This is a genomic window from Streptomyces sp. NPDC007088, from assembly GCF_042869355.1.
In the GTDB taxonomy this organism is placed as follows: Bacteria; Actinomycetota; Actinomycetes; order Streptomycetales; family Streptomycetaceae; genus Streptomyces.
Map to the genome: position 1 here is coordinate 20,689 of NZ_JBIAFO010000034.1, position 24,440 is coordinate 45,128.

Consider the following 24,440-nt stretch of genomic DNA (forward strand, 5'->3'; position numbering starts at 1 on the left):
CCCTCGGCGCCCCACCGGAACCGCCCGAAACCCGACCCACCAGAAGGAGGCGGCGACCATGCTCACGCCCCGCTCCGTTCCCGTACGCCCGGGACTCCACCTCGACGTACGCGAAGCCGGCCACGGCAGCCCGGTCCTCGTCCTGCACGGCGGCCCCGGGCCCGCCGGCATCGCACCCCTCGCCGACCACCTCGCACGGGACCACGCGGTCGTGGCGCCCACCCACCCGGGCTGGGAGGGCTCGGTACGGCCCGACGACCTGGACTCCGTGCCCGCGCTCGCCGCCGCCTACCTGGACCTGCTCGGCCACCTCGCCCTGGACGACGTCACGGTCATCGGCACGTCCTTCGGCGGCTGGGTCGCCGCCCAGGCCGTCCTGGACGACCACGAGGGCCGTGTCTCGCGGCTCGTCCTCGTGGACGCCATCGGCCCCGTGGTGCCGGGCGAGCAGGTCACCATGCCGACCGGGCCACCGCCCTCGACCACCCCCTCCGCCCCCGCCCCGGGGCCCGGCCCGGCACCGCGCCGCGGGCCCTCGCCCGCGGCGACGGCCGCCCTGCTCACGTACACGGGACCGGCCATGGCCGACGCCGGTCTGCTGCCCCGCCTCGCGCACGTCACCTGCCCGGTGCTGGTCCTCTGGGGCGGGAACGACACCGTCGTCAGCCCCGGCTTCGGCCGTGCCTACGCCGCGGCCTTCCCCCACGCGCGGTTCGAACTCATCCCCGACGCGGGACACCAGCCTTTGCGGGAGAGGCCCGGGGCGGTCTACGCGGCCATCGACGACTTCCTCGCGCCCCAGGACCGGGCCGCCCGCCCCTGACCAGGCCCGTGTCCATGCCCAGCGGGCGGTGCGGTCCGCACGCCTCACCCGCCACAGCCCCCCTCGCCCCATCCGCCGGCCACCCTTCCAGCCACCGGAGACGTCATGACGAAGATCGCGGTCGTACTCGGCAGCACCCGCACCGGACGAGCCGGCGAACGCGTCGCGCGATGGGTCGTGGACCAGGCACGACAGCGCGGCGACGCCGACTACGATCTGGTCGACCTCGCCCAGGTCGACTTGCCACAGATCGACCAGCCGTCCCCGCCCGCCCGGGGCCACTACGCCGATCCCGACACCCAGCGGTGGGCCCGCACCGTCGCCGCCTACGACGGATACGTGATAGTCACCCCGGAGTACAACCACTCCTTCCCCGGCGTCCTGAAGAACGCCCTCGACCGCGTCTACGCAGAGTGGAACAACAAGGCAGCCGCCCTCGTCTCCTACGGCATGAACGGCGGCGTACGGGCCGTCGAAGCGCTGCGGCCGGTCCTCGGCGCCCTCCAGCTCGCGGACGTCGCCGCGCAGGTCACCTTGGACATGCGTACCGATTTCACCGGCTTCGGCGCCGAGTTCACCCCCGGCGAGCACCAGGGCGCCGCGCTGGAGGCGATGCTCGACCAGCTAGTGTCCTGGAGCGACGCCCTCGCGCAGACCCGCCCCGCCAACGCGTGACCGGCGGCCGGGCGCCCCGTACCGGCCCGGCCCGCAACCCCGGTGCCGGCACCAGCACCGGCACCGGCACCGGCACCCACGGAAAGCTGACCGCCAGGCGGCGCCCCCGACAGGGAACGCCGCCCGCACCCGCGGCACACGCGTCACGGGTGCGGGCGGTGCCCGCGCTCAGGTGGGCTGCCCGCCGGCCCTCTCGCCGTGCCGGCGCCCCCCGAAGAACTCCGACACCCGCTCCCTGAAGTCCTCCGCCTTCTCCCGCACCTCGTCCCCGCGTTCCGCCCGGACCCTGGCGCGGGCCTCGCGGGTCGCCTCCTCGGCGGCCTCCTGGGCCGAACGGACCTCCTCCCGCACCACCCCGGCCGGGACCCGCAGGACGGAACCGCCGTACTTGGCGGCGAGCGCGTCGGCGGTGGCCGGGTCCTTCTCCTCGTTGACGGCGACGATGAGGACGTTGCCGCCGTCGGGGACGCCCCGGCTCAGGACGGTCAGCGCGTCCACGTCGCCCGCCTCCTCCTCGCCCTGCGCCGCGAGGCCGAACAGCGTGCCCGCCGTCCAGCCGAAGAGCACGCCCACCGGGCCGGCCAGGACGCCGAGCAGCGCGCCCACCGCGCCGCCCGCGCCGAGGGTGAGTCCGCTCTCCGGCACGTAGGTCTCGGTCACCGAGAGGGTCCCGTCGCCCGCGCGCTCCAGGACCGCCGCCCGGCTGGTCTGCTCCGTCTCCTCCGCGTCGTGGAAGGCCGCGTAGGTGTCGCTCGGGTCGGGGAAGCTGAAGAACAGGACGTTCGCGTTCCATGCCATGGCCTGGGGCTCCGTTTCGTTCCGCTCGGCGGCCGCTCCCCCTCGACGGTAGTCAGCCCGCGCCCCGGCCGCCCCCGGAGCGGTCCCGCGTGAGCGCCCCCGCCACACGCCCGCGCCCGGCGTGGCGGAAGACGACAGGTCCGGGCATCGGCGGATAGACCCGTCCATAGTGGGACTTCATGAGCACCGAAACGCCCCCCGCCGCGGACCAGTCCGCCCCCGAACCCCCGGAACCGGGGCTGGACTCCTCCCCCGACCGGGTGGTCGTGGCGATCGGGGCGGCCGGAATCCTCGCGGTCGTCCTGTGGGCCTCGCTCGCCCAGGGCTCCTTCGAGTCCACCTCGGACGCGGCCCTGCCCTGGGTCCTCGACAACTTCGCCTGGCTCTTCGTGATCGCCGCCGACGTGTTCCTCGTCCTGTGCGTGATGATCGCGTTCAGCCGCTACGGCCACATCAGGCTCAGCCGGGACGACTCCCCGCCCGAGTTCCGCAACTTCTCGTGGATCGCGATGATGTTCAGCGCGGGCATGGGCATCGGGCTGATCTTCTACGGCGTCGGCGAACCCGTCGCGCACTACCTGAGCCCGCCGCCGTCCAGCGGGGCGCGGGCGCAGAGCGACGCGGCGGCCTCGGCCGCGATGCAGTACTCCTTCTTCCACTGGACGCTCACCCCGTGGGCGATCTACGGCATCGCGGGCCTCGCGCTGGCCTACGCGAGCTTCCGCAAGGGCCGCGGCAACCGCCTCAGCGCCGTGTTCGTCCCGCTCATCGGGCAACGCGCCGCGAACGGGGTCCTCGGCAAGCTCCTCGACCTGCTCGCCGTCTTCGCGACCGTCTTCGGCACCGCGACGAGCCTGGGCATCGGCGCGCTCCAGATCGCCAAGGGCCTCGACCTGACCGCCGGGGTGGACGACTCAACGGCCGTGGAACTCCTCATCGTCACCGTGCTGAGCGCGGCCTTCGTCGTCTCCGCCTTCACGGGGCTGCACGGCGGCGTCAAGTGGCTCAGCTCGGTCAACCTCGTCATCGCCGCCGTCCTCATGGTCTTCGTGTTCTGCGCGGGGCCCACGGTGTACCTCCTCGACGCGCTCCCCTCCTCCGTCGGCGGCTACCTCGACCAGCTCGTCCCGATGGCCTCGCGCACCGGCGCCTTCGGGGACGAGGCGTGGCTCGGCACCTGGACGATCTTCTACTGGGCGTGGTGGCTGTCCTGGGCCCCGTTCGTCGGCACCTTCATCGCGCGCATCTCCCGGGGCCGTACGATCCGCGAGTTCCTGCTCGCCGTCCTGCTGGTACCGAGCGGGGCGACCGCCGTGTGGTTCGTGGTGCTCGGCGGCACCGGCATCCGCCAGGCGCGGACCGGGGCGGTCGACATGGCCGCGAAGGCGAAGGAGGGCACCGAGGCCACGCTGTTCGCGATGCTCGACGGACTGCCGGCCGGGACGGTCACGGCCTGGGTCGCGATGGTCCTGATCATGATGTACTTCGTGACGAGCGCCGACTCGGCGTCCCTGGTCATGGGGTCCCTGACCAGCCGGGGCGCCCTGCATCCGCGCCGCTGGCTCGTGGTGACCTGGGGCATCCTCATGGCGGCGGTCGCGGCGGCCCTGCTGGTGGCGGGCGGCCTCGAATCGCTCCAGAGCGCGACGATCCTGGTCGCGCTCCCCTTCGTCGTCGTGATGGTCTTCCTGTGCTGGTCGCTCCTGCGCGAACTGCGCACCGACCCGGGGGCCGGGCCCAGACGCAGCGAGGGCCTGCACGGCATGCGCGACGCCGTCCGCGTCATGATCGGCCAGGAACTGGACAACCGCCCGGCCCCGCGCCACCGCCACCCGCGCCGCGCGGCACAGGGCGGGACGAGGACGGACGAGCCCGAGGAGAGGGGCGGGAGGGGGAGGGACGGGACCACCGGGCCGGGGCACAGCGGAAAGGGCGACGCCCGCGACGCGACGTGACCCCCGGCCACCGCGCGCCGAAACCCCCGCGCCCTCAGTCCACCAGCGGCGCCCGGTAGAACCGCAACGCCCCCTCCTCGCGGTCGAAGACGAACCCGGCGGCCAGCAGCACCCGCTGCGAGGCCACGTTCGACAGGTCCGTGTCGGCCCGCACCCCGGCCGCCCCGCGCTCGCGCGCGAACACCAGCAGCCCGCGTACGGCCTCCGAGGCGAAGCCCTGCCCGCGCACCGACTCGATCAGGTCGTACCCCAGCTCGACCCACCCCTCGGGGTCGGCCGGCCCGTGGAACCCGATCCCGCCCACGGCGGCCCCGTCGGTGCGCCGCCGTATCTCGTACGCCGGGAAGTCCGGCGGGTACCCGTACTTGTCCAGCGCCGTCAGATAGTGCCGCGCCCCGACCCTCGACCCCGGCGCCGGATACCCCTCGGCCCACGGCACCGCCGAGGGCCCCTCCCCCGGCACCCCGGCCGCGATCCGCTCCGCCTCGGCCACCGACAACGGATGCAGCAGCAAGCGCTCCGTCACAAGATCATCCATGGGTATGGCTTATCAGAGGCACGAGGCGAGCGCGCCCCCCTTTCCCCTATCGCAACAGCAGGGTGACCACGGAAAAGGAGGCCGCACCGCGCAGCACGCCTCAGACCCCTTGTTCCGCCTCCCGCAGCGAAAGCACCGTGTAGACCCGCCTCTCCCGGCCTGCCGACAACACCCGAGTGACCTCGGTCTGCGCCTCCACGCGTCTGCCGAGAAACTCGGGCAGGCGTTGGGACCACTCCTCGTCGACGCCGGCACGCACCCGCTCGGCAGCCTCCGTCACGATCTCCACAGAGCCTCGCAGCATATCGGCAGCGGCAAGCCTGCCGGTCACCGTCATCTGTTCCGCCTCGGCGAACTCGCTCTGCTCACAGATCAGTCGTACTCGCTGCATGGCACCCGGCGACCACTCGGTGAGGCGGGTCTGCCCCTCACGCGGACGCCACGAAAGACGCAGCCCCAGCCCCTCGTCCGACAGCGCACCGGTCAGCGAACCGAGATGCTTGAGCGCACGCCGCCCGAGGCCCACCAGTTCCTCCGCCAGATCATCGTCCAGCGCCCTCGGGCTCTCGGAGAGTTCCGCCAGGTCGAGGAGCACCCCTAAAGCGTCGTCCAGGGTCACCTCGGCCCGGGGGAACAGGGTCTGCTGTTCGGGCGCGGCCTCGCGTTCCCCGGGCCCGTACAAGGTCAGCCCGAACGACGAGGGGAACACAGCGGCGGCGCTCAGGGCCGTCTCCTCTTTGATCCACCGCGGCACGGAGGCAAAGCTGGTCGGACGCCCGGTGAGAGCTTGGGCGACCGCTTGTACGGATTCCTGAAGGTTCTCCAGGAAAGGGCCCAGTACGCCGATTCTCACCGTGTGCGTCTCGGTCGCCGTCCCGGTGAGGGCCACGTCAAGACGCTGCACGGGAACGTCGTCGACCTCCACGCCGAAGCCGCGCAGCAGCTTCGCTCGCTGAGCGGCCGCGAACTCGGCCGCACTCGCGGGAACAGGCCGGTCCTCGCTGCGCTCACCACGTCGAGCGCGCAGCCAGGCCCGCACCGCTTCCCGGTCCCCCCTCTCCGGGAAGGGGGTAGCAGCTGTCATCGCAGTACCTCCACGTAGCCTCGGCGTCCCTCGGAAACCGGACCCAGGGACCGGCGCGGACGCTGCCACACCTCGTCGTACAGACCGATACCCCGCAACGAGTCTTCCTCAGCGGCGGACAGCGCGCCTTTCGTCATCCGGTCGTAGGGCGTGCCGTCCAGCAAGGGAACCAGATAGGCATCCACCCGCATCCCGTTCGAGCGGCACCACGCGACCTCGGTGAACTCCACGAGGTCCGCGACGTCCGCCCGGCTCAGCTCGTTGTACCTGCCCAGACCGATGAAGTAGGTGACGTCGATGTCCCGGGGATCGAGCTCCGCGCTGACGAAACTGCCCGCCAGCCAGATCCGGTCCACTCCCCCCGCGGTCAGCTCGATGACGGCACGGTGGCTTTCCCACTCCGCCCACAGATCCCGTCGCGTACGAGACGCGTCGAACACCTCAGCATGAACGAACTCGTCCGCCAGCTCCTCCAGGCTCGCGCCGTAACGCCCTGGTGGAAGCAGGCCCGTCCGCTGGTCCAGGCAGTCAAGTAGCCGCATCCCCGTCCCTCCCGAACGGCATCGTAGGGACTGGATCACCACCGCGACAGCCGCTTCACCCCATCCAGTGACCACCTCATGGCCAAAGGGCCCGGCCCCCCGAAGGGAACCGGGCCCGGCGCTCAGTACGGGAGGGTCACCTCAGGTTCCGGGCGACCTCCACCGCCCAGTACGTGAGGATGTTGCGCGCCCCGGCGCGCTTGATGCCGAGCAGCGCCTCGTGGATCGCGCTGTCGCGGTCGATCCAGCCCTTCTCGGCGGCGGCCTCGATCATCGCGTACTCGCCGGAGATCTGGTACGCGAGGACCGGTACGTCGCTGGCCTCGGCGACCTTCGCGAGGATGTCGAGGTAGGGGCCGGCCGGCTTGACCATGACCATGTCGGCGCCCTCCTGGAGGTCGAGCGCCAGCTCCCGCAGGGACTCCGAGGCGTTCGCCGGGTCCTGCTGGTACGTCTTGCGGTCACCCCGGAGGGAGGAGCCGACGGCCTCGCGGAAGGGGCCGAAGAAGGCCGAGGAGTACTTCACGGTGTACGCGAGGACCGACACGTCCTCGTGGCCGGTCTGGTCCAGCGCGTCCCGGATGACGCCGACCTGGCCGTCCATCATGCCGCTCGGGCCCACCACGTGGGCCCCCGCGTCCGCCTGGACCTGCGCCATCTCCGCGTACCGTTCCAGGGTCGCGTCGTTGTCGACCCGGCCCTTCGCGTCGAGGACCCCGCAGTGGCCGTGGTCGGTGAACTCGTCCAGGCACAGGTCGGACATGACGAGCAGCTCGTCACCGACCTCCGCGCGCACGTCCCGCAGCGCCTGCTGGAGGATGCCGTCCGGGTCGGTACCGGCCGAGCCCGTCGCGTCCTTCTTCGACTCCTCCGGCACCCCGAACAGCATGATCCCGGAGACGCCCGCCTCGACCGCCTCGACGGCGGCCTTGCGCAGGGTGTCGCGGGTGTGCTGGACGACGCCCGGCATCGCCGCGATCGGCACCGGCGCGTCGATGCCCTCGCGGACGAAGGCCGGCAGGATCAGGTCCGCCGGGTGCAGCCGCGTCTGCGCGACCATACGGCGCATCGTCGGCGTCGTCCGCAGCCGGCGCGGCCGCACCCCGGGGAAACTTCCGTACTCACTCATGACGTGCTGCGCCTCCTACGTGAACCCGGGCGCCGCTCGCTCGGGCGAGTGACCGTTTCGCCGGCCTCGACGGCGGCGAGTCTGCGCCGCGCCCCGAAGTCCGCGAGCGCCGCCGCCAGCTTGGCCACCGAGGGCTCCGGCGCCATGACGTCGACCCGCAGCCCGTGCTCCTCCGCCGTCTTCGCGGTGGCCGGGCCGATACAGGCGATGACGGTGACGTTGTGCGGCTTGCCCGCGATCCCGACCAGATTGCGCACGGTGCTCGACGAGGTGAACAGCACCGCGTCGAAACCGCCGCCCTTGATCGCCTCCCGCGTGTCGGCCGGCGGCGGCGAGGCGCGCACGGTGCGGTACGCGGTCACGTCGTCGACCTCCCAGCCCAGCTCGATGAGCCCGGCCACCAGCGTCTCCGTGGCGATGTCGGCGCGCGGCAGGAACACCCGGTCGATCGGGTCGAAGACCGCGTCGTAGGGCGGCCAGTCCTCCAGCAGCCCCGCGGCCGACTGCTCGCCGCTCGGCGTCAGGTCCGGCTTCACGCCGAAGGCGATGAGCGCGTTCGCGGTCTGCTCGCCGACCGCCGCGACCTTGATCCCGGCGAAGGCCCGCGCGTCGAGCCCGTACTCCTCGAACTTCTCCCGCACCGCCTTCACCGCGTTGACGGAGGTGAAGGCGATCCACTCGTAGCGCCCGGTGACCAGGCCCTTGACGGCCCGCTCCATCTGCTGCGGGGTACGCGGCGGCTCGACCGCGATGGTCGGCACCTCGTGCGGCACCGCGCCGTAGGAACGCAACTGGCCGGACAGCGACTGCGACTGCTCCTTGGTGCGCGGCACCAGGACCTTCCAGCCGAACAGCGGCTTCGACTCGAACCACGACAGCTGATCGCGCTGCGCGGGCGCCGAACGCTCCCCGACGACGGCTATCACCGGCTGGCCGCCGTCCGGGGAGGGCAGCACCTTCGCCTGCTTGAGGACCTGCGCGACCGAACCGAGCGTCGCCGTCCAGGTCCGCTGCCGCGTCGTCGTACCGGCGATGGTCAGCGACATGGGGGTGTCCGGCTTGCGGCCGGCCGCCACCAGCTCCCCGGCGGCCCGCGCCGCCGAGTCCAGCGTGGTCGAGACGACGACGGTGCCGTCGCTCGCGCCGACCTCGGTCCAGCAGCGGTCCGAGGCGGAGGCGGCGTCCACGAACCGGACGTCGGTGCCCTGCGCGTCACGCAGCGGCACCCCGGCGTAGGCCGGGACCCCGACGGCGGCCGCGATGCCCGGCACCACCTCGAAGGGGATGCCCTCGGCGGCGCAGGCCAGCATCTCGTCGGCGGCGTTCGTGTCCAGCCCCGGGTCCCCGGCGACCGCGCGCACCACCCGCCTGCCGCCGCGGGCGGCCTGCATGACAAGATTGGCGGCGTCACCGATACCGGGCACACCGGCGGCGGTTGACGCCTCGTCGGACAGGTGCGGTGCGTCCGCGTCGCCGCGCGCGTGCGCCCGTACGACATCGAGTACCCGCGGCTCGGCGATCAGTACGTCGGCCGCGGCCAGCGCCTCCACGGCGCGCAGTGTCAGCAGTCCCGGGTCCCCGGGACCGGCACCGAGGAAGGTGACGTGCCCGGATGCCGCCTGCACGGAGGCGACCGGAAGTGCGGAGGTGGTGGGGCTCAAAGTGCTCGCTCCCCCATCAGGCCGGCCGCGCCCTTCGCCAGCATCTCGGCGGCGAGTTCCGCGCCGAGCGCCGTCGCCTCCTGATGCGTGCGGGGGACGGGACCGGTGGTGGTCAGCTGCACCAGCTCGGAGCCGTCGGTCGTGCCGACGACGCCGCGCAGGCGCATTTCGGTGGCAGTGGTGGTGGATTGCTGCCCGTCGGCCAGCAGGTCGGCCAGCGCGCCCACGGGGGCGCTGCAACCGGCCTCCAGGGCGGCGAGCAGAGCGCGTTCGGCGGTCACGGCGGCCCGCGTGAACGGGTCGTCGAGCCGCGCCAGCGCGTCGGGGAGCGAGAGGCCGTCCACGGTGTGTCCGGCGGCGCACTCCACCGCGAGGGCCCCCTGGCCGGGGGCGGGCAGGACGGTGTCGGCCGGCAGGTACCCGGTCACGTCCCCGGACCTGCCGATCCGGTTGAGCCCGGAGGCGGCGAGTACCACCGCGTCCAGCTCCCCGTTGCGGACGAACCCGATGCGCGTGTCGATGTTGCCGCGGATCGGGACCGTCTCGATGGTGAGGCCGTGGCTGCGCGCGTACGCGTTCAGCTGGGCCATGCGGCGCGGCGAACCGGTCCCGATCCGGGCGCCGCGCGGCAGCTCGTCGAGGCGGAGTCCGTCGCGGGCGACCAGCGCGTCACGCGGGTCCTCCCGCTTCGGCGTCGCCGCCAGGACCAGATGGCCGGGCTGGGCCGTCGGCAGGTCCTTCAGCGAGTGCACGGCGAAGTCCACGTCACCGCGCAGCAGCGCGTCGCGCAGCGCGGTGACGAAGACCCCCGTACCGCCGATCTGCGCGAGGTGCTCGCGCGAGGTGTCGCCGTACGTCGTGATCTCCACGAGTTCGACGGGCCTGCCCGTCACCTCGCGCACGGCATCGGCCACGAGTCCGGACTGCGCCATGGCGAGTTTGCTCCGCCTGGTGCCGAGCCGGAGTGGCTTGTCGGTCATGACCGCCCTCGATTCGGGTCGTCTGTACTGCTCGCGTCGGCCCTGCTGACGGCGGCCACCGTCTGCGGGTCGAGGTCGAAGAGCGTGCGCAGCGCGTCCGCGTACCCGGCGCCGCCGGGTTCGCTCGCGAGCTGCTTCACCCGCACGGTGGGTGCGTGCAGGAGCTTGTCGACGACGCGGCGCACGGTCTGCGTGATCTCCGCGCGCTCCTTGTCGTCGAGTCCGGGCAACCGGCCGCGCAGACGCGCCATTTCGGCGTCCACGAGATCGGCGGCCATGGTGCGCAGCGCCACCACGGTGGGCGTGATGTGCGCGGCTCGCTGGGCGGCGCCGAAGGCGTCCACCTCGTGCGAGACGATCGAGCGGACCTGTTCCACGTCGGCGGCCATCGGGGCGTCGGCGCTCGCCGCGGCGAGCGACTCGATGTCCACGAGGCGGACGTGGTCGAGGCGGTGGGCGGCGGCGTCGATGTCCCGGGGCATGGCCAGGTCGAGCAGGGCGAGGGGCCGCGTGGCGCGGCCGGCCGTCGCGGCCTCGATGGCCTGCGCGGGCAGGACGAGCCCGGTGGCCCCGGTGCAGGAGACCACCACGTCGACCCGGGAGAGTTCGTCGACCGCCTCGGCGATGGGCACCGCGCGGGCCAGGACCCCGGTGGAGCCCGGCTCGGTGAGGATCGCGACGAGCCGTTCGGCGCGCCCCGGCGTCCGGTTGGCCACGACGACCTCGTCGACCCCGGCGCGGGCCAGGGTCGCGGCGGCCAGCGAGGACATCGACCCGGCGCCGATGACCAGTGCCCGCTTGCCCTTCGCCCAGTCGGCCACGGAGACGCCCCGCGGGTCCCCGGCCGCCAGCTGTTCGAGGCCGAAGGTCACGAGGGACTGCCCGGCCCGGTCGATCCCGGTCTCGCTGTGGGCCCGCTTGCCGACCCTGAGTGCCTTCTGGAACAGGTCGTTGAGCAGCCGGCCCGCGGTGTGCGTCTCCTGGGCGCGCGCGAGGGCGTCCTTGATCTGCCCGAGGATCTGCCCCTCGCCGACGACCATCGAGTCGAGCCCGCAGGCCACCGAGAACAGGTGGTGGACGGCCCGGTCCTCGTAGTGCACGTAAAGATAAGGAGTCAGCTCGTCCAGGCCCACGCCGCAGTGCTGCGCGAGCAGCGTCGACATCTCGGCGACGCCCGCGTGGAACTTGTCCACGTCGGTGTACAGCTCGATGCGGTTGCAGGTGGCCAGGACGGCGGCCTCGGCGGCCGGTTCGGCGGCGAGCGCGTCCTGGAGCAGCTTGGACTGGGACTCCGCGTTGAGCGAGGCGCGTTCCAGCACGCTGACCGGGGCGCTGCGGTGGCTCAGTCCGACGACGAGGAGGCTCATGCCGGCATCACGGCGGGTACGTCCCCGTCGGGTCCCTTGCGGTCGGCGTCCTCGTCCGCTCCGGCGGACGGGGCGCGGGTCTCCTTGGCGGCGACCCCGCTGACCGCGGTGGTGGCACCGTTCTGCACGGCGGCCTCGACGTCGGCGTGCTCCTCACCGGCCTTGCGCTGCTCGTGGAAGGCGAGGATCTGCAACTCGATGGAGAGGTCGACCTTGCGTACGTCGACGCCCTCGGGGACGGCGAGCACGGTGGGCGCGAAGTTGAGGATGGAGGTCACTCCGGCGGCGACGAGCCGGTCGCACACCTGCTGGGCCGCGCCGGCCGGGGTGGCGATGACACCGATCGAGACGCTCTGGTCCCGGACGATGGACTCCAGTTCGTCGATGTGCTGCACCGGCATCCCGGCGACCGGCCTGCCGACCAGGGCGGCGTCGGCGTCGACCAGGGCGGCGACGCGGAACCCGCGCGAGGCGAAACCGCCGTAGTTGGCGAGCGCGGCGCCGAGGTTGCCGATACCGACCATCACGATCGGCCAGTCCTGGGTGAGCCCCAGCTCACGGGAGATCTGGTACACGAGGTACTCGACGTCGTAGCCGACCCCGCGGGTGCCGTAGGAGCCGAGGTACGAGAAGTCCTTGCGCAGCTTCGCGGAGTTGACCCCCGCGGCCGCGGCCAGTTCCTCGGAGGAGACCGTGGGTACCGAGCGTTCCGACAGTGCGTTGAGCGCTCGGAGGTACAGCGGAAGCCTGGCGACGGTGGCCTCGGGAATTCCTCGGCTGCGGGTCGCCGGTCGGTGAGTTCGGCCAGTTGCCACGGTGCTCCTGCGGGTAGAGCGGGGCTCTGGGCGGTCAGATGTCCCAGGACCGCCCCGTCGAAAGCAGGCTATGTCTTTGTGAACGCGTGCACAAAGATGGTGTCCGTTTTGTCCACCCAAAGTGATGGGGGTCACGCACCGATTCCGCCCACGCGGGGAACCGGCGGAGCGCGGGCTCACCAGGGGACCGAGGGGGGCCACGACCGACACCTTTCCGAAGGATTCGCGCGTTTTGCACCCCCGAGCCAAACGTATCCATGGTACCGGCATCGCCTGTGCCTCCAGCCCGTCGCGCGGCCGCGGACGGGCTGGAGGCGGCCCCGTCGAGTACGTCCGCGCACGGGGACAGCGCCCGGCGCGCCCCGCGCCCGCGCCCCCCGTGCCCGTGCCCTACCCCAGCGCCCGCCGCAGCCGCTCCGCGTCCACCTTCCAGAACGTGTGCTGCTCCCCGTCCACCAGCACCACCGGGATCTGCTCCCAGTACTTCCGGTACAGCTTCTCGTCCTGAGAGATGTCCCACGTCTCCCACCGTGCCCCACTCTCCGCGCACACCTCCGAGACGACCGCCTCCGCGTCGTCGCACAGATGGCACCCCGGCTTCCGTACGAGGGTGACCACGTGCTCGGCGGCGGCGGGACGGGACGGGCGGGAACGGCCGAAGAGAGGACTCATGCCGTCCATTCTGACCGCGGGCCCCGGCGGCCCCCGCTTCTCCCCGTCGGCGCGACACCCCCGCGACTGGCTATGCTCGACCGCATGGCCGCTTTCGGATGGCTCACCCATCGCAGGCGCCCCGCCACGGCCCGCAGCGTACTGGCAGGCGAGGCCGCGGCCGAGGCGGCCCGCAAGAACGAGCAGGCCGCCGGACAGGCCGCCCGCGGGACGGCGCCCGAACCCGCCGCGGACGAACCCGTCTTCCCGGTCGTCGGGGACGAGAGGGCCGCCGCGTTCTTCGACCTCGACAACACGGTGATGCAGGGCGCGACGCTCTTCCACTTCGGCAAGGGCCTCTACAAGCGCCGCTTCTTCGAGCGCCGCGAACTCGTCCGCTTCGCCTGGCAGCAGGCGTGGTTCCGGATCGCCGGCGTCGAGGACGCGGGCCACATGCAGGACGCCCAGGACAGCGCGCTCTCCATCGTCAAGGGGCGCCGGGTGGCCGAACTCACCTCCATCGGCGAGGAGATCTACGACGAGTACCTCGCGGACCGCATCTGGCCGGGCACCCGGGCGCTCGCGCAGGCCCATCTCGACGCGGGCCAGAAGGTGTGGCTCGTGACGGCCGCCCCGGTCGAGACCGCCACGATCATCGCGCGCCGCCTAGGACTGACCGGCGCCCTCGGCACCGTCGCGGAGTCCGTGGACGGCGTGTACACCGGGCGCCTGGTCGGCGAGCCCCTGCACGGCCCCGCGAAGGCCGAGGCGGTGCGCGCGCTGTCCGCCGCCGAGAACCTCGACCTCGACCGCTGCGCCGCGTACAGCGACTCGTACAACGACGTCCCGATGCTCTCCCTCGTCGGACATCCGTATGCGATCAATCCTGATGCGAAACTGCGCAGGTACGCCCGCGAGCACGAGTGGCGACTGCGTGATTACCGCACCGGCCGCAAGGCCGTCCGGGTGGGCATTCCGGCGGCCGCCGGAGTCGGCGCGGTGGCCGGCGGAACGGCCGCCGCGATCGCCCTGCACCGCCGCCGCGCCTGACCCGGAACGCCGGCCGGGGCGCCCGGAACCCTCTCCCGCACCAACGGCCCCGCACGTCAGGGGCCGTTTTCCGGGTCCGCTCCCGGTCTCGTCACGGAGCGTGAAGCCCGCCCCGGAGCAGGCCAATCGGACGTCATACCCCCGCCCGCCGCCGGCCAGTCGCCGCACGCCGACTCGGCCACAACACGAACCCGGGGCTGACCGAAAACGCACTGATCCTGTCAACATCCGTGCAGTTCATGGCCATTGACTGGTGCCCACTCGGTAAGAGAAACGACGTAACCGGTGATTTGAGCAACTCGGTGTAGCGCTGCCTGTACGAAGCGTTATTCTCCTCAGACGCAAACCGGGCCCCTGCCATCAGCACGCTGAGTGAAGAGACTGAGTGACGGATGACGCTGACGACAGAGCCCCGGACTGCACGTGTTGGAAGCTCTGCCTCTGGGAGTCCCGTGTACCCACACGTCGGGGTTGACGCCTCGGGCCTGGCTACGCTCCGCGCCTCGGTCGTCGACCGTCTGCGCGGTTTCGTCCCCACCGCGTTCGCCGCGCCCGTCTTCGCCACCCCAGCGCCCGCCCGCCCGTGCTACGCCCTGGCCGAGGGGAGCACCGCCGTCGGGAGACGAGGCCGGTCCGCCGCCCCGAGCGCCACCGCCAGGCGCCCCGCGGCCGACAGCGACAGTGCCCGCATGATGGAGCTGGTGGAGCGCGCCCAGGGAGGGGAGGCCGACGCCTTCGGACGCCTCTACGACCAGTACAGCGACACCGTCTACCGCTACATCTACTACCGCGTCGGCGGCAAGGCGACCGCCGAGGACCTGACGAGCGAGACCTTCCTGCGCGCCCTGCGCAGGATCGGCACCTTCACCTGGCAGGGCCGCGACTTCGGCGCCTGGCTCGTGACGATCGCCCGCAATCTGGTCGCCGACCACTTCAAGTCCAGCCGCTTCCGCCTGGAAGTGACGACGGGCGAGATGCTCGACGCCAACGAGGTGGAGCGCAGCCCCGAGGACTCGGTCCTGGAGTCGCTCTCCAACGCCGCCCTCCTGGACGCCGTGCGCCGCCTCAACCCGCAACAGCAGGAGTGCGTGACCCTGCGCTTCCTCCAGGGCCTCTCGGTCGCCGAGACCGCCCGGGTCATGGGCAAGAACGAGGGCGCGATCAAGACGCTCCAGTACCGTGCCGTGCGCACCCTCGCCCGGCTGCTCCCCGAAGACGCCCGCTGACCCGGCCCCCCGGGCCGTCCCCAGGACCGTGATCCCTCACCCCCGGCGGTCCGGCGGCCCCGCCGGACGCGCACCCACGGCGACCGTTCCGGCACGTTCGGTGACGCTCACCGATTCGGGGCCGCAGGTTCGCGCTCCGTCCGTAACCCATGTGCCGAGACCGTCGTTGTCCGGGATGCAGGCTCCCCGCGGTCACGCCGCCTCCGCACCCGCGGGGGCAGCCCCCACCAGGACCTCCTGGGGAGCCGATCGTCATGACGAGAGGAGGTGCCGCCAGTGATCGCGAACGTATCGGCGCATCGGCGGGCGAACGCCTTCGCCCAGGCTCTGGACGAGCGGCCCGACCCGGGCCTCGCGGCACAGCAGGGCACCGATCCGGCCGAGACGGGCGAGCGGAGCCGGATGCTCACGCTCGCCACCGGACTCGGCGAGCTGCCGTCCCCCGAGATGGACCCGGAGGTCAAGGTCGTCCAGCGAGCGCAGCTCGTGGCCGCGATGGAGGCCATGCTGCGCGAGGGCACCGTCCCCGAGGCCCGGAGCGCGAGCCCCGCGGTCCCCGGGCAGCGTTCCCGCAAGGGCGCCCACCGGGCCAACCCGCTCAGCAAGCTCAAGCCCCGCACCCGGCTCTCCAAGCGGCTCGCCGCCGGCGGGCTCACGGTCGGGGTGGCCGCGGGTGCCTTCGGCGGGGTGGCCGCGGCGAGCGGTGACGCCCTGCCCGGTGACTCGCTCTACGGGCTCAAACGCGGCATGGAGGACCTCCAGCTCGGACTCGCGGGGGACGACGCCCGGCGCGGCGAGCTGCTGCTCGGCCAGGCCTCCACCCGCCTGTCCGAGGCGCGCAGACTCATGGAGCGCGACCGGGCGGGCCGCCTCGACCACGAGCAGCTGAGCGAGGTCAGACGCGCCCTGTCGGGGGTGAGGTTCGACGCCGGTGAGGGCCACCGGCTGCTCAGCAGGGCCTACGCCGAGGACAAGTCGATCGGCCACATGCAGGCCCTGTCCTCGTTCACCCGCTCCCACCGCGAGGCGTGGAGCGCGCTGCGCGACCGGCTGCCCCCGCAACTGCTCGACGTCAGCGACGAGGTCACCTCGGTCTTCGCCGCCATAGACGATGCGGTCGACCCCCTGCGTTCACTGCTCCCGCAGTCCCCCGACGAGAAGCGCGGCACCCCCGAGCAGCCGCGCTCCCCGTCCGGCCGGGGCAGCGGCGGCGGCCCCGAGGAGTCCCGGCGCGGACCGTCCTCCCCCGAGGAGTCCGGCAAGGACGAGGCGGAGTCGGGCGGCGGGCCCTCGGGCTCGGCGGACGCCTCCGAGCCCTCCGACGGCTCCCGCAAGGACAAGGACGGCGGCCTGCTGGGCGGCGGCGGTCTGCTCGACCCGCTCGGCAAGGACCCGCACGCGTCCAAGGAGTCCCCCTCGAAGGGCTCCGAGGGCTCCGGCGGCGAGAACACCGGCCAGGGCGCGGAGGGCGGCGGCTCGGGCAAGGGGACCGGCCCGCTCGACAGGGCCCCCTCGGTCCCGGAGGTCACCCTCCCGCCGTTGCTGCCCGGGATACTGCCGGGGCTGGGCGTCAGCGCCGAGGACGAGGACTCCTAGGTCTCCGCTCAGCGGTTCCGTACCCCGGCGAGGGCCGCACCGATCCACTCGGTGCGGCCCTCGTCCGCGTACCCGCCCCCACAAGGCGGGTCAGAAGAACACCGAGCGGCGTCGCACGAGCAGCTCGTACAGCGTGTGCTGGATGCGTTCGCGAACCTGATCGGTGAGGTTGAACATGAGCATCGGGTCGTCGGCGGCCTCGGGCGCGTAGCCGCTGGTGGGGATCGGCTCCCCGAACTGGATCGTCCACTTCGTGGGCAGCGGTACGGCGCCGAGCGGCCCGAGCCAGGGGAAGGTGGGCGTGAGCGGGAAGTAGGGGAAGCCGAGCAGCCGGGCCACGGTCCGCGCGTTGCCGACCATGGGGTAGATCTCCTCGGCGCCGACGATCGAGCAGGGCACGATGGGCGCCCCGGCCCGCAGCGCCGTGGACACGAAGCCGCCCCGGCCGAAGCGCTGGAGTTTGTACCGCTCCGAGAAGGGCTTGCCGAGCCCCTTGAAGCCCTCGGGCATCACCCCGACCAACTCGCCGGCGTCCAGGAGCCGTTCCGCGTCCTCGGCGCAGGCGAGGGTGTGCCCGGCCTTGCGGGCCAGTTCGTTGACGACGGGCAGCATGAAGACGAGGTCGGCGGCGAGCAGCCGCAGGTGCCGGGCGGCGGGGTGCTCGTCGTGGACCGCGACCTGGAGCATCAGCCCGTCCAGCGGCAGCGTCCCGGAGTGGTTGGCGACGATGAGCGCGCCGCCCTCGGCCGGGATGTTCTCGATGCCCTTGACCTCGACCCGGAAGTACTTCTCGTACACCGGGCGCAGCAGCGACATCAGGACCTGATCGGTGAGTTCGGCGTCGTAGCCGAAGGCGTCGACCTCGTACTCCCCGGTGAGGCGCCGGCGCAGGAAGGCGAGCGAGCCCGCGAGTCTCCGCTCCCAGCCCCCGGGCTCCCCCGCCTCCCCGTCCTGCCGGGCGGGTCCGGGCTCCGGCGCGGGCCCCGCCTGCCGCGGGGGCAGGACGGTGGCCGGGCGCGCCACCGCGTCCTGGCGGGGCTCGGCGGCGGACGCGGGCCGCCGGGGGCCGCTCCTGCGCCGCCCCGGGCGGGCCGGGCCGCGCGAGCGGTCGTCGTCGAAGGGGATGACCTTGGCGTCCGCCATCGTGCTGCGCTCCTCAGCTCAGGTGTTCTCGCGGCCGGCCGGGCCCCGGCCGCGTACGAGCCGGCCGCCCACGGCCGCCATCCCGTCCACGGCCCGGCCCACGGCCTCCGGCGGCAGCAGCCCCGGGCCCCGCACCCGTACGTAGTCCAGGAAGGTCTCCAGGGAGGAGTACGCCGGGGCGAACCCCAGTGTCTCGCGCATCAGCGCGGTCGCGGCGACCCGGCCGTGCGTGAGCAGCCTGATCTGCTCGGGCGAGAAGTCCGTCACGCCCACGGTACGCAGCGCGGAACCCACCCAGTTCACGGCGGGCAGCAGGACCGGCACGGTGGGCCGCCCCAGGCGCCGCGCGCACTGCGAGAGCAGCACCACGCCGTCGCCCGCGATGTTGAAGGTGCCGCTGCCGCGCGCCGAGCGCTGCGGTTCCCGGCTCACCAGGCGCAGTACGGCGACGACGTCGTCCTCGTGCACGAACTGGAGGCGCGGGTCGTAGCCGAGGACGGTGGGCAGCACGGGCAGCGCGAAGTAGCCGGCCAGCGGGGAGTCGGCGCTCGGGCCGAGGATGTTCGCGAAGCGCAGCACGCACACGGCGACGTCGGGGCGGCGCCGCGCGAAACCGCGCACGTAGTTCTCGACCTCCACGACGTCCTTCGCGAAGCCGCCGCTGGGCAGCGACTTGGGCGGGGTCGACTCGCTGAACACGGCCGGGTCGCGGGGCGCCGCCCCGTACACGGTGGTCGAGGACTTCACGACGAGCCGCCGCACCGTCGGCGACTTCTGGCACGCGCCGAGCAGCTGCATGGTGCCGATGACGTTGGTCTCCTTGACCCCGGCCCGGCTGCCGCCGCCGAGCGCCGTCCCCGTCACGTCCATGTGCACGACGGTGTCCACGCCGTGCTCGGCCAGCACCCGGCCGATGGAGGGGCGCCGCAGGTCGGCCCGGACGAACTCGGCCCTGCCGAGCGGGTGCTCGGGCTCCACCGCGTCGACCGCGACGACCCGCTCCACCGCCGGATCGCGCTGTATCCCGCGCACGAACCGCCCGCCCAGCCGCCGGGCCGCCCCCGTCACGAGCACGACCTTGCCCACCTTGAGCCCGCCTGCCTTCCCGCGCCGCCGAAAAGCCTGTGGGCGCCACCGTAGCGGGTGGGGCCGGGGAGACGGAGCCGCGAGCGGACACACCACGGCACCCGGGCCGCCGCCACGGCGTGCGGACACACCACGGCCCTCCCGCCGCCGGAACGGTGGGAGGGCCGGGTTCACGCTTCGGCGCGTGCCGCCTCAAGTGACGGGAGCCGCCGCGCGGGCGGCCCCCGGACGTTCCCCGCTCACGCGGGGCACGCTCACTTCTTGTTGCGACGCTGAACGCGCGTGCGCTTCAGCAGCTTGCGGTGCTTCTTCTTCGCCATCCGCTTGCGCCGCTTCTTGATAACAGAGCCCACGACAACCCTCGCTCACTTCTCGGATCACCCCCGCAGAGGGCGGGGGCACTTGGTGCGGGGCTGCATGGGCCCACACGACCTACGTCGGCCTAGCCTACCCGTACCGGCTCCGAGGCCGTAATCGAGGCTGCCGGGACCGCCCTCAGGCGGTCCTCAGGCTGTCTCCACCCCCACATAGGACTCGCGAAGGTACTCGTGGACCGCCTGCTCGGGGACCCGGAAGGACCTCCCGACCCGGATGGCGGGCAGATGACCGCTGTGCACCAGGCGGTACACGGTCATCTTCGACACTCGCATCACCGAGGCGACCTCGGCGACCGTCAGGAACTGGACCTCGTTCAGAGGCCGCTCGTCAGCAGGAGCCATCACTCACCTGAACCTTCCGCACGGGACGGGCACCGGCTTCCCCTCCGGTGACTCCTCGTCGCTATGCGCTCACTCCCCAGACTAGGGGCGGGTGATGCGAGTGAGGAAGAGGAGATGTCATCCGCCGTTTACTGTGACAGACACGCTTGATTGAGTACATAGCGCGTCAGCGGCCGGTAGTAAGCGGACCGCACGGCGTCGTCGAGGGGCACGGCCACGGACACCAGCCCCTCGGCCTCCCCGACGAACAGCGCGGGGTCGTCGGCGTCCGCCGGGCCCATCGCCTCACACCCCAGCTGACCTGCGCCGCACACCCATCCGTGGTCACCGATCACCAGCCCGGGAGGCGGCCCGCCGGCCTCGGCGAGCGCCGCCAGAGCCGTCCGTACGGGCAGTGGGGAATGGGTGTGTACGCCCGGCTCACCACCGGCGCGCGGGCTGGTCGCCTCCCGTAGCGTCGCGACGCCCCGGACGTAGTCGAGGTTGTGGGTGCGTAGACCGAACCGGGTCGTCATGTCGACACGTCTCCCCCGCGCCGGGGTGAGGACTTCACATCCCGCCGCCGACAGGGCACTCGCCAAAGTGACGTAGAACTCCAGCAACCGGTGCGGGTGCCCGGTCCCGATGAGTACCGGAATCCGCCGGTCTGCGGCTTCCCGCAGCCGCCCGGCGAAGGCCCGCAACGCGGCGAGCGTACGGTCCGGGTCGATGGTGTCGGTGCCCTCGGTGTACGAGGGGTCGGCGCGTACCCCGCACCGTTCGGCCATCAGCTCCAGGATCTCCGGTACTCCCCACCGCCCCCGCGGATCGAGCCCGAGCAGCGCCCGCGGGTCCCTGGCGGCGAACTGCCGGTACCGCCGCAGACTCCCCTCCCGCCCGGTGGCCACCGCCCCGGCCAGCCGCACCCGCATCAGGTACTCCCGCAGCCACTCCTCCTCCGCGGGCCCTCCCGCACGCGGCAACTGCCGCGGAATGAACGGCTTTCCGGGACACGACGACGCCATCGACACCCTCCGATGCTCCCGCAGGCCCCCACCCCCCGCCGGGCATACGGCAGGCGGTCCCCCGCATGGCCCAACGGAACACCGCCTGCCTGCCGGGAGAGCAAGCCCCTCGGCTTCAGGTACGGGGCCCAGATCCAGCTCGTACGGCGCTTGAGGAGCGGGGCCCAGATCCAGTCCCTCGGCTTCAGGTACGGGGCCCAAAATCCAGCCCGTCCGGCGTTCGAGGAGCGGGACTTTCAAGTACGGGGCCCAAAATGCAGCCCCTCCGGCGTTTGAGGAGCGGGGCCCGGGGCGGAGCCCCGAGACGCCGGCCCCGACGACCCGCACCCGCGCACGGCCTCGGCCCGGCCCCCGGCCCGGCCCCCGCCTCGGCCCCGCCTCACGCCAACAGCCCCCGCAGGGGAAACACCGCCCCCCGCACAGCCCGTACCGCCTGGTCGATCCGGTCGGCCGGGTCGTACCCCTCCTCCCACGGCCGCCACCGCACCGGCCACCTCCCGTCCGTCATCCGCCCCGGCCCGGCCTGCCGCGTCGCCGCGTACACCTGATGCCGCCACTCCTCCGGCACCAGCTCCGCCGGGTCCACCGGCCGCCCCGCCGCGATCGCCGTGAGATGGGCCCAGGAGCGCGGTACGACGTCCACGACCGAGTAGCCGCCCCCGCCCAGCGCGACCCACTTCCCGTCCGCGTGGGTGTGCGCCAGATCGTGGCAGGCCACCTGGACGGCGCGCTGCGCGTCGAGGGAGACCGCGAGGTGCCCCAGCGGGTCCTCGAAGTGCGTGTCGGCCCCGTGCTGCGAGACGAGGACCTGGGGCCGGAAGTCGGCGAGCAGCTCCGGTACGACCGCGTGGAAGGCCCGCAGCCAGCCCGCGTCCCCGGTACCCGCGGGCAGCGCCACGTTCACGGCGGACCCCTCGGCCTCGGCCGCCCCGGTCTCCTCGGGCCAGCCGGTGTGCGGGAACAGGGTGCGCGGATGTTCGTGCAGCGAGATCGTCAGGACCCGCGGGTCCTCCCAGAACGCCGCCTGCACCCCGTCCCCGTGGTGCACGTCTACATCGACGTACGCGACCCGTTCGGCGCCGAGTTCCAGCAGCCGGGCCACGGCGAGCGCCGCGTCGTTGTACACGCAGAACCCGGAGGCCGCGCCCGGCATGGCGTGGTGGAGCCCCCCGGCGAAGTTCACCGCGTGCAGCGCCTGCCCGCCCCACACCGCCTCGGCGGCGCCCACCGACTGCCCGGCGATGAGCGCCGACACCTCGTGCATCCCGGCGAAGGCCGGGTCGTCGAGGGTGCCGAGACCGTACTCACCCCGCGCCGAACCCGGGTCTGCCGAGGCGGCCCTGACCGCGTCGAGGTAGTCCTGCCGGTGCACGAGCCGCAGCGTGGACTCCCCGGCGGCCTTCGCAGCGACGACGTCGAGTCCGCTGTCGACTCCCAGGGCGGAGACCAGCCCCCGGGTCAGCGCGAGCCGTACGGGGTCCATCGGGTGGTCCCGCCCGAAGTCGTATCCCGTGACTGCGTCATCCCACATCAACTGCGCGCGGCCGCTCATGCCCGTCACCGTACCGGGCGGGCCCCGGCGCGAAGGAACGGGCGTAGCCCAGCGTCAGCAGCACCAGGACGAGCGGCACGAGCATGGCGCCGCGGTAGCTCCACGCGTCACCGAGCGCCCCGACGAGCGGGGAACCCACCAGGAAACCGACGTAGTTGAAGATGTTGAGCCGGGCCACGGCCGCGTCCGAGGCGTGCGGGAACATCCGTCCCGCGGCCGCGAAGGTCTGCGGGACCAGGACGCACAGGCCGAGGCCCAGCAGAGTGAACCCGGCCATCCCCGTCCAGGCGCCGGGCGCGAGCGCGACCACCCCGAAGCCGCAGGCGGCGAGCAGCGTGCCGGCCCGCACCACGAAGACGGGCCCGAACCGCCGCACCCCGAAGTCCCCGAGCGCCCGCCCGATCAGCGTCGTGACCATGTACACGTTGTACGGGACGGTGGAGAGCTGCTCGGAGCTGCCGAGCACGTCCTGTAGGTACTTGGCACTCCAGTTGGAGACGGTGGAGTCACCGATGTAGGCGAAGGACATGACGAGGCACAGCGGAAGCAGCGTCCGGAACACCACGGCCTGCCCGCCGGCTCCCGCCGCCTCCGCCCCGTCCGGGAGCGCGGCCTTCCCGGGCTCGCGCGCGTCCCGGTACCAGCGGCTCCCGGTCAGCACGGCGGGCACGGCGGCCGCGACGAGCGGCAGGTAGGACACGGCGAGACTCAGGTGCCAGTGCGCCCCCACCCAGGCCAGCGAGGCCCCGAGGATGCCGCCGAGGCTGTAGACGGCGTGGAAGCCGAGCATGATGCTGCGCCCGTACTCCCGCTGGAGACTCACCCCGAGCATGTTCATGGACGCGTCGAGAGCACCGACGCTCAGCCCGAACGCGGCCAGGCACACGGCGACTTCGGCCATGGAATCGCCGAGGCCGACACCGAGCAGGGCGAGCAGGGCGGCCGGCTGGGACCAGCGCAGGACCCCGCTGGGCCGTACGCGCTTGACGAGCTGTTCCGTCGCGACACTGCCGAGGCCCGCGAGGACGGGCACGGCGGCGAGGAACACCGGCAGCAGCCCGTCGGAGATCCCGTAGCGGTCCTGCACGGCGGGTATTCGTGTCACGAGAAGAGCGAAGGCGGCGCCTTGCGTGAAGAAACTGAACGCGAGCGAGGCCCTGCCGTACCGCATCCCTGCATCCGTCATGGCGGGAGCGTAGGCGGCTGGGCTACCCGCCGGTAGACGGATCAGCCGAGCAATCCGGGAAGTTCTTCCATCCGCGAGAACAGCCCGGTGACTCCGGGCAGTTGACTGCCGGGAGTCATCGCCGTAAATCCGTATACGTCCATTCCGGCGGCCCGCGCGGCCTGGACGCCCAGGGGGCTGTCCTCGATGACGACGCAGCGGCCGGGGGCGACGGAGCTGCGTGCGGCGGCGTGCAGGAAGAGATCGGGGGCGGGTTTGCCGCGGCCGACGTCCTGGGCGCTGAACACGCGCTCGTCGGGGAACCACCGGTCGAGCCCGGTCTTGCGGTGCCCGACCCGGATGCGCTCGTGGCTCCCGGAGGAGGCGACGCAGTAGGGCACTCCTTCCTCGGTGAGCGTCTTCAGTACGCCGACGACTCCGGGGACGGGTCGCAGTTCGCGACGGAACGCCTCGAAGACACGGGCGTGGTACTCGTCGTCGAACCCGGCGGGCAGTCGCCGGCCCGTGCGCTCGTACACGAGGTCGTGGACGCGGTGGACGGCGCCGCCCAGATAGTCCCGCAGGGAGTCCTCGTAGCTCGTGGGATGCCCGAGTTCGGTGAGGTAGCCGGCGAGGACGGTGTTGGACAGCGGCTCGCTGTCGACGAGTACGCCGTCGTTGTCGAAGACGATCAGGTCGTAACGCATTCCGCCACCTTAAAGGGGAGCCCGCTACCCCGCTGCCCGGATTTCCCTCCGGGACGCGGGCCCCGGAATCCTCCGGCAAGGTATGGCCCCGGAACGCGGAAAAGCCCCGCACCATAAGGTGCGGGGCTCTCCCAGCAAAAAATTGTTCGGCGGCGTCCTACTCTCCCACAGGGT

At 72.7% G+C, this 24,440-nt stretch carries 24 protein-coding genes; 6 read left to right on the forward strand and 18 right to left on the reverse strand.

Features of this window, described 5'->3' with window-relative positions; translation table 11 throughout:
* The first annotated feature begins 58 nt into the window (after positions 1 to 58).
* Both ACFYMP_RS30915 and ACFYMP_RS30920 read left to right on the forward strand, forming a co-directional pair.
* Entirely contained in the window at positions 59 to 823 is a 765-nt protein-coding gene (locus ACFYMP_RS30915; protein ID WP_388863781.1) for an alpha/beta fold hydrolase, read from the forward strand.
* Positions 824 to 928: 105 nt separating this feature from the next.
* Complete coding sequence (locus ACFYMP_RS30920; protein WP_388863783.1) at positions 929 to 1,498, forward strand: NADPH-dependent FMN reductase; 570 nt, start codon at positions 929 to 931, stop codon at positions 1,496 to 1,498.
* A 168-nt stretch (positions 1,499 to 1,666) separates the two neighbouring features.
* Here ACFYMP_RS30920 and ACFYMP_RS30925 read toward each other — a convergent pair whose 3' ends face one another.
* The gene (locus ACFYMP_RS30925; RefSeq protein ID WP_388863785.1) at positions 1,667 to 2,296 is read right to left on the reverse strand and encodes a histidine kinase; all 630 of its coding nucleotides are present in this window, start codon (positions 2,294 to 2,296) and stop codon (positions 1,667 to 1,669) included.
* 179 nt (positions 2,297 to 2,475) lie between these two features.
* On the opposite strand from ACFYMP_RS30925, the gene ACFYMP_RS30930 reads away from it, so the two are divergent.
* Complete coding sequence (locus tag ACFYMP_RS30930) at positions 2,476 to 4,251, forward strand: BCCT family transporter (RefSeq protein WP_388863787.1); 1,776 nt, start codon at positions 2,476 to 2,478, stop codon at positions 4,249 to 4,251.
* Between the two features lie 34 nt (positions 4,252 to 4,285).
* Here ACFYMP_RS30930 and ACFYMP_RS30935 read toward each other — a convergent pair whose 3' ends face one another.
* From ACFYMP_RS30935 to ACFYMP_RS30975, 9 genes are all read right to left on the reverse strand, one after another.
* The gene (locus ACFYMP_RS30935; protein ID WP_388863790.1) at positions 4,286 to 4,789 is read right to left on the reverse strand and encodes a GNAT family N-acetyltransferase; all 504 of its coding nucleotides are present in this window, start codon (positions 4,787 to 4,789) and stop codon (positions 4,286 to 4,288) included.
* A gap of 100 nt (positions 4,790 to 4,889) precedes the next feature.
* Positions 4,890 to 5,828 (reverse strand): hypothetical protein, encoded by a 939-nt coding sequence (locus ACFYMP_RS30940; protein WP_388863792.1) that lies wholly within the window; start codon positions 5,826 to 5,828, stop codon positions 4,890 to 4,892.
* A gap of 41 nt (positions 5,829 to 5,869) precedes the next feature.
* The gene (locus ACFYMP_RS30945; RefSeq protein ID WP_388863794.1) at positions 5,870 to 6,415 is read right to left on the reverse strand and encodes a DUF6932 family protein; all 546 of its coding nucleotides are present in this window, start codon (positions 6,413 to 6,415) and stop codon (positions 5,870 to 5,872) included.
* Positions 6,416 to 6,551: 136 nt separating this feature from the next.
* Entirely contained in the window at positions 6,552 to 7,544 is a 993-nt protein-coding gene (gene hemB, locus ACFYMP_RS30950; protein ID WP_388863796.1) for a porphobilinogen synthase, read from the reverse strand.
* A complete protein-coding gene (locus ACFYMP_RS30955; RefSeq protein ID WP_388863798.1) occupies positions 7,541 to 9,205 on the reverse strand; it encodes a uroporphyrinogen-III synthase in 1,665 nt (554 codons plus the stop codon). The genes hemB and ACFYMP_RS30955 overlap by 4 nt, the downstream gene beginning before the upstream one ends.
* Complete coding sequence (hemC, locus tag ACFYMP_RS30960) at positions 9,202 to 10,185, reverse strand: hydroxymethylbilane synthase (protein ID WP_388863800.1); 984 nt, start codon at positions 10,183 to 10,185, stop codon at positions 9,202 to 9,204. The genes ACFYMP_RS30955 and hemC overlap by 4 nt, the downstream gene beginning before the upstream one ends.
* Positions 10,182 to 11,552 (reverse strand): glutamyl-tRNA reductase, encoded by a 1,371-nt coding sequence (locus ACFYMP_RS30965; RefSeq protein WP_388863802.1) that lies wholly within the window; start codon positions 11,550 to 11,552, stop codon positions 10,182 to 10,184. The genes hemC and ACFYMP_RS30965 overlap by 4 nt, the downstream gene beginning before the upstream one ends.
* A complete protein-coding gene (locus ACFYMP_RS30970; RefSeq protein ID WP_388863804.1) occupies positions 11,549 to 12,367 on the reverse strand; it encodes a redox-sensing transcriptional repressor Rex in 819 nt (272 codons plus the stop codon). The genes ACFYMP_RS30965 and ACFYMP_RS30970 overlap by 4 nt, the downstream gene beginning before the upstream one ends.
* Before the next feature lie 390 nt (positions 12,368 to 12,757).
* Positions 12,758 to 13,039 (reverse strand): glutaredoxin family protein, encoded by a 282-nt coding sequence (locus tag ACFYMP_RS30975; protein WP_388863806.1) that lies wholly within the window; start codon positions 13,037 to 13,039, stop codon positions 12,758 to 12,760.
* An 84-nt stretch (positions 13,040 to 13,123) separates the two neighbouring features.
* Between ACFYMP_RS30975 and ACFYMP_RS30980 the strand changes: the two genes are divergently transcribed.
* From ACFYMP_RS30980 to ACFYMP_RS30990, 3 genes are all read left to right on the forward strand, one after another.
* A complete protein-coding gene (locus ACFYMP_RS30980) occupies positions 13,124 to 14,068 on the forward strand; it encodes an HAD family hydrolase (RefSeq protein ID WP_388863808.1) in 945 nt (314 codons plus the stop codon).
* 452 nt (positions 14,069 to 14,520) lie between these two features.
* Positions 14,521 to 15,294, forward strand: a complete 774-nt coding sequence (locus tag ACFYMP_RS30985) for an ECF subfamily RNA polymerase sigma factor, BldN family (RefSeq protein WP_363146755.1) — start codon at positions 14,521 to 14,523, stop codon at positions 15,292 to 15,294.
* Positions 15,295 to 15,570: 276 nt separating this feature from the next.
* A complete protein-coding gene (locus ACFYMP_RS30990; protein WP_388863811.1) occupies positions 15,571 to 16,890 on the forward strand; it encodes a DUF5667 domain-containing protein in 1,320 nt (439 codons plus the stop codon).
* Positions 16,891 to 16,980: 90 nt separating this feature from the next.
* Here the strand turns inward: ACFYMP_RS30990 and ACFYMP_RS30995 are convergent, their stop codons facing one another.
* The 8 genes from ACFYMP_RS30995 to ACFYMP_RS31030 form a co-directional block, all read right to left on the reverse strand.
* Positions 16,981 to 18,033 (reverse strand): lysophospholipid acyltransferase family protein, encoded by a 1,053-nt coding sequence (locus tag ACFYMP_RS30995; RefSeq protein ID WP_388863813.1) that lies wholly within the window; start codon positions 18,031 to 18,033, stop codon positions 16,981 to 16,983.
* Between the two features lie 18 nt (positions 18,034 to 18,051).
* Complete coding sequence (locus ACFYMP_RS31000; RefSeq protein WP_388863815.1) at positions 18,052 to 19,119, reverse strand: NAD-dependent epimerase/dehydratase family protein; 1,068 nt, start codon at positions 19,117 to 19,119, stop codon at positions 18,052 to 18,054.
* Between the two features lie 254 nt (positions 19,120 to 19,373).
* Positions 19,374 to 19,472 (reverse strand): 30S ribosomal protein bS22, encoded by a 99-nt coding sequence (locus ACFYMP_RS31005; RefSeq protein ID WP_003948845.1) that lies wholly within the window; start codon positions 19,470 to 19,472, stop codon positions 19,374 to 19,376.
* A 153-nt stretch (positions 19,473 to 19,625) separates the two neighbouring features.
* Positions 19,626 to 19,838 carry a helix-turn-helix domain-containing protein gene (locus ACFYMP_RS31010; protein ID WP_363146750.1) on the reverse strand — a complete coding sequence of 71 codons (213 nt, stop codon included), beginning with the start codon at positions 19,836 to 19,838 and terminating at the stop codon, positions 19,626 to 19,628.
* 128 nt (positions 19,839 to 19,966) lie between these two features.
* On the reverse strand, positions 19,967 to 20,842 hold the full coding sequence (locus ACFYMP_RS31015) for a phosphatase (RefSeq protein ID WP_388863818.1): 876 nt from the start codon (positions 20,840 to 20,842) through the stop codon (positions 19,967 to 19,969).
* 379 nt (positions 20,843 to 21,221) lie between these two features.
* A complete protein-coding gene (locus ACFYMP_RS31020) occupies positions 21,222 to 22,394 on the reverse strand; it encodes an acetoin utilization protein AcuC (protein ID WP_388863820.1) in 1,173 nt (390 codons plus the stop codon).
* Entirely contained in the window at positions 22,363 to 23,580 is a 1,218-nt protein-coding gene (locus tag ACFYMP_RS31025) for an MFS transporter (protein WP_388863822.1), read from the reverse strand. Before ACFYMP_RS31025 ends, ACFYMP_RS31020 begins: the two co-directional genes overlap by 32 nt.
* 41 nt (positions 23,581 to 23,621) lie before the next feature.
* Positions 23,622 to 24,266, reverse strand: coding sequence for an HAD family hydrolase (locus tag ACFYMP_RS31030; RefSeq protein WP_388863824.1), 645 nt, complete (start codon positions 24,264 to 24,266; stop codon positions 23,622 to 23,624).
* Between the last annotated feature and the right edge of the window lie 174 nt (positions 24,267 to 24,440).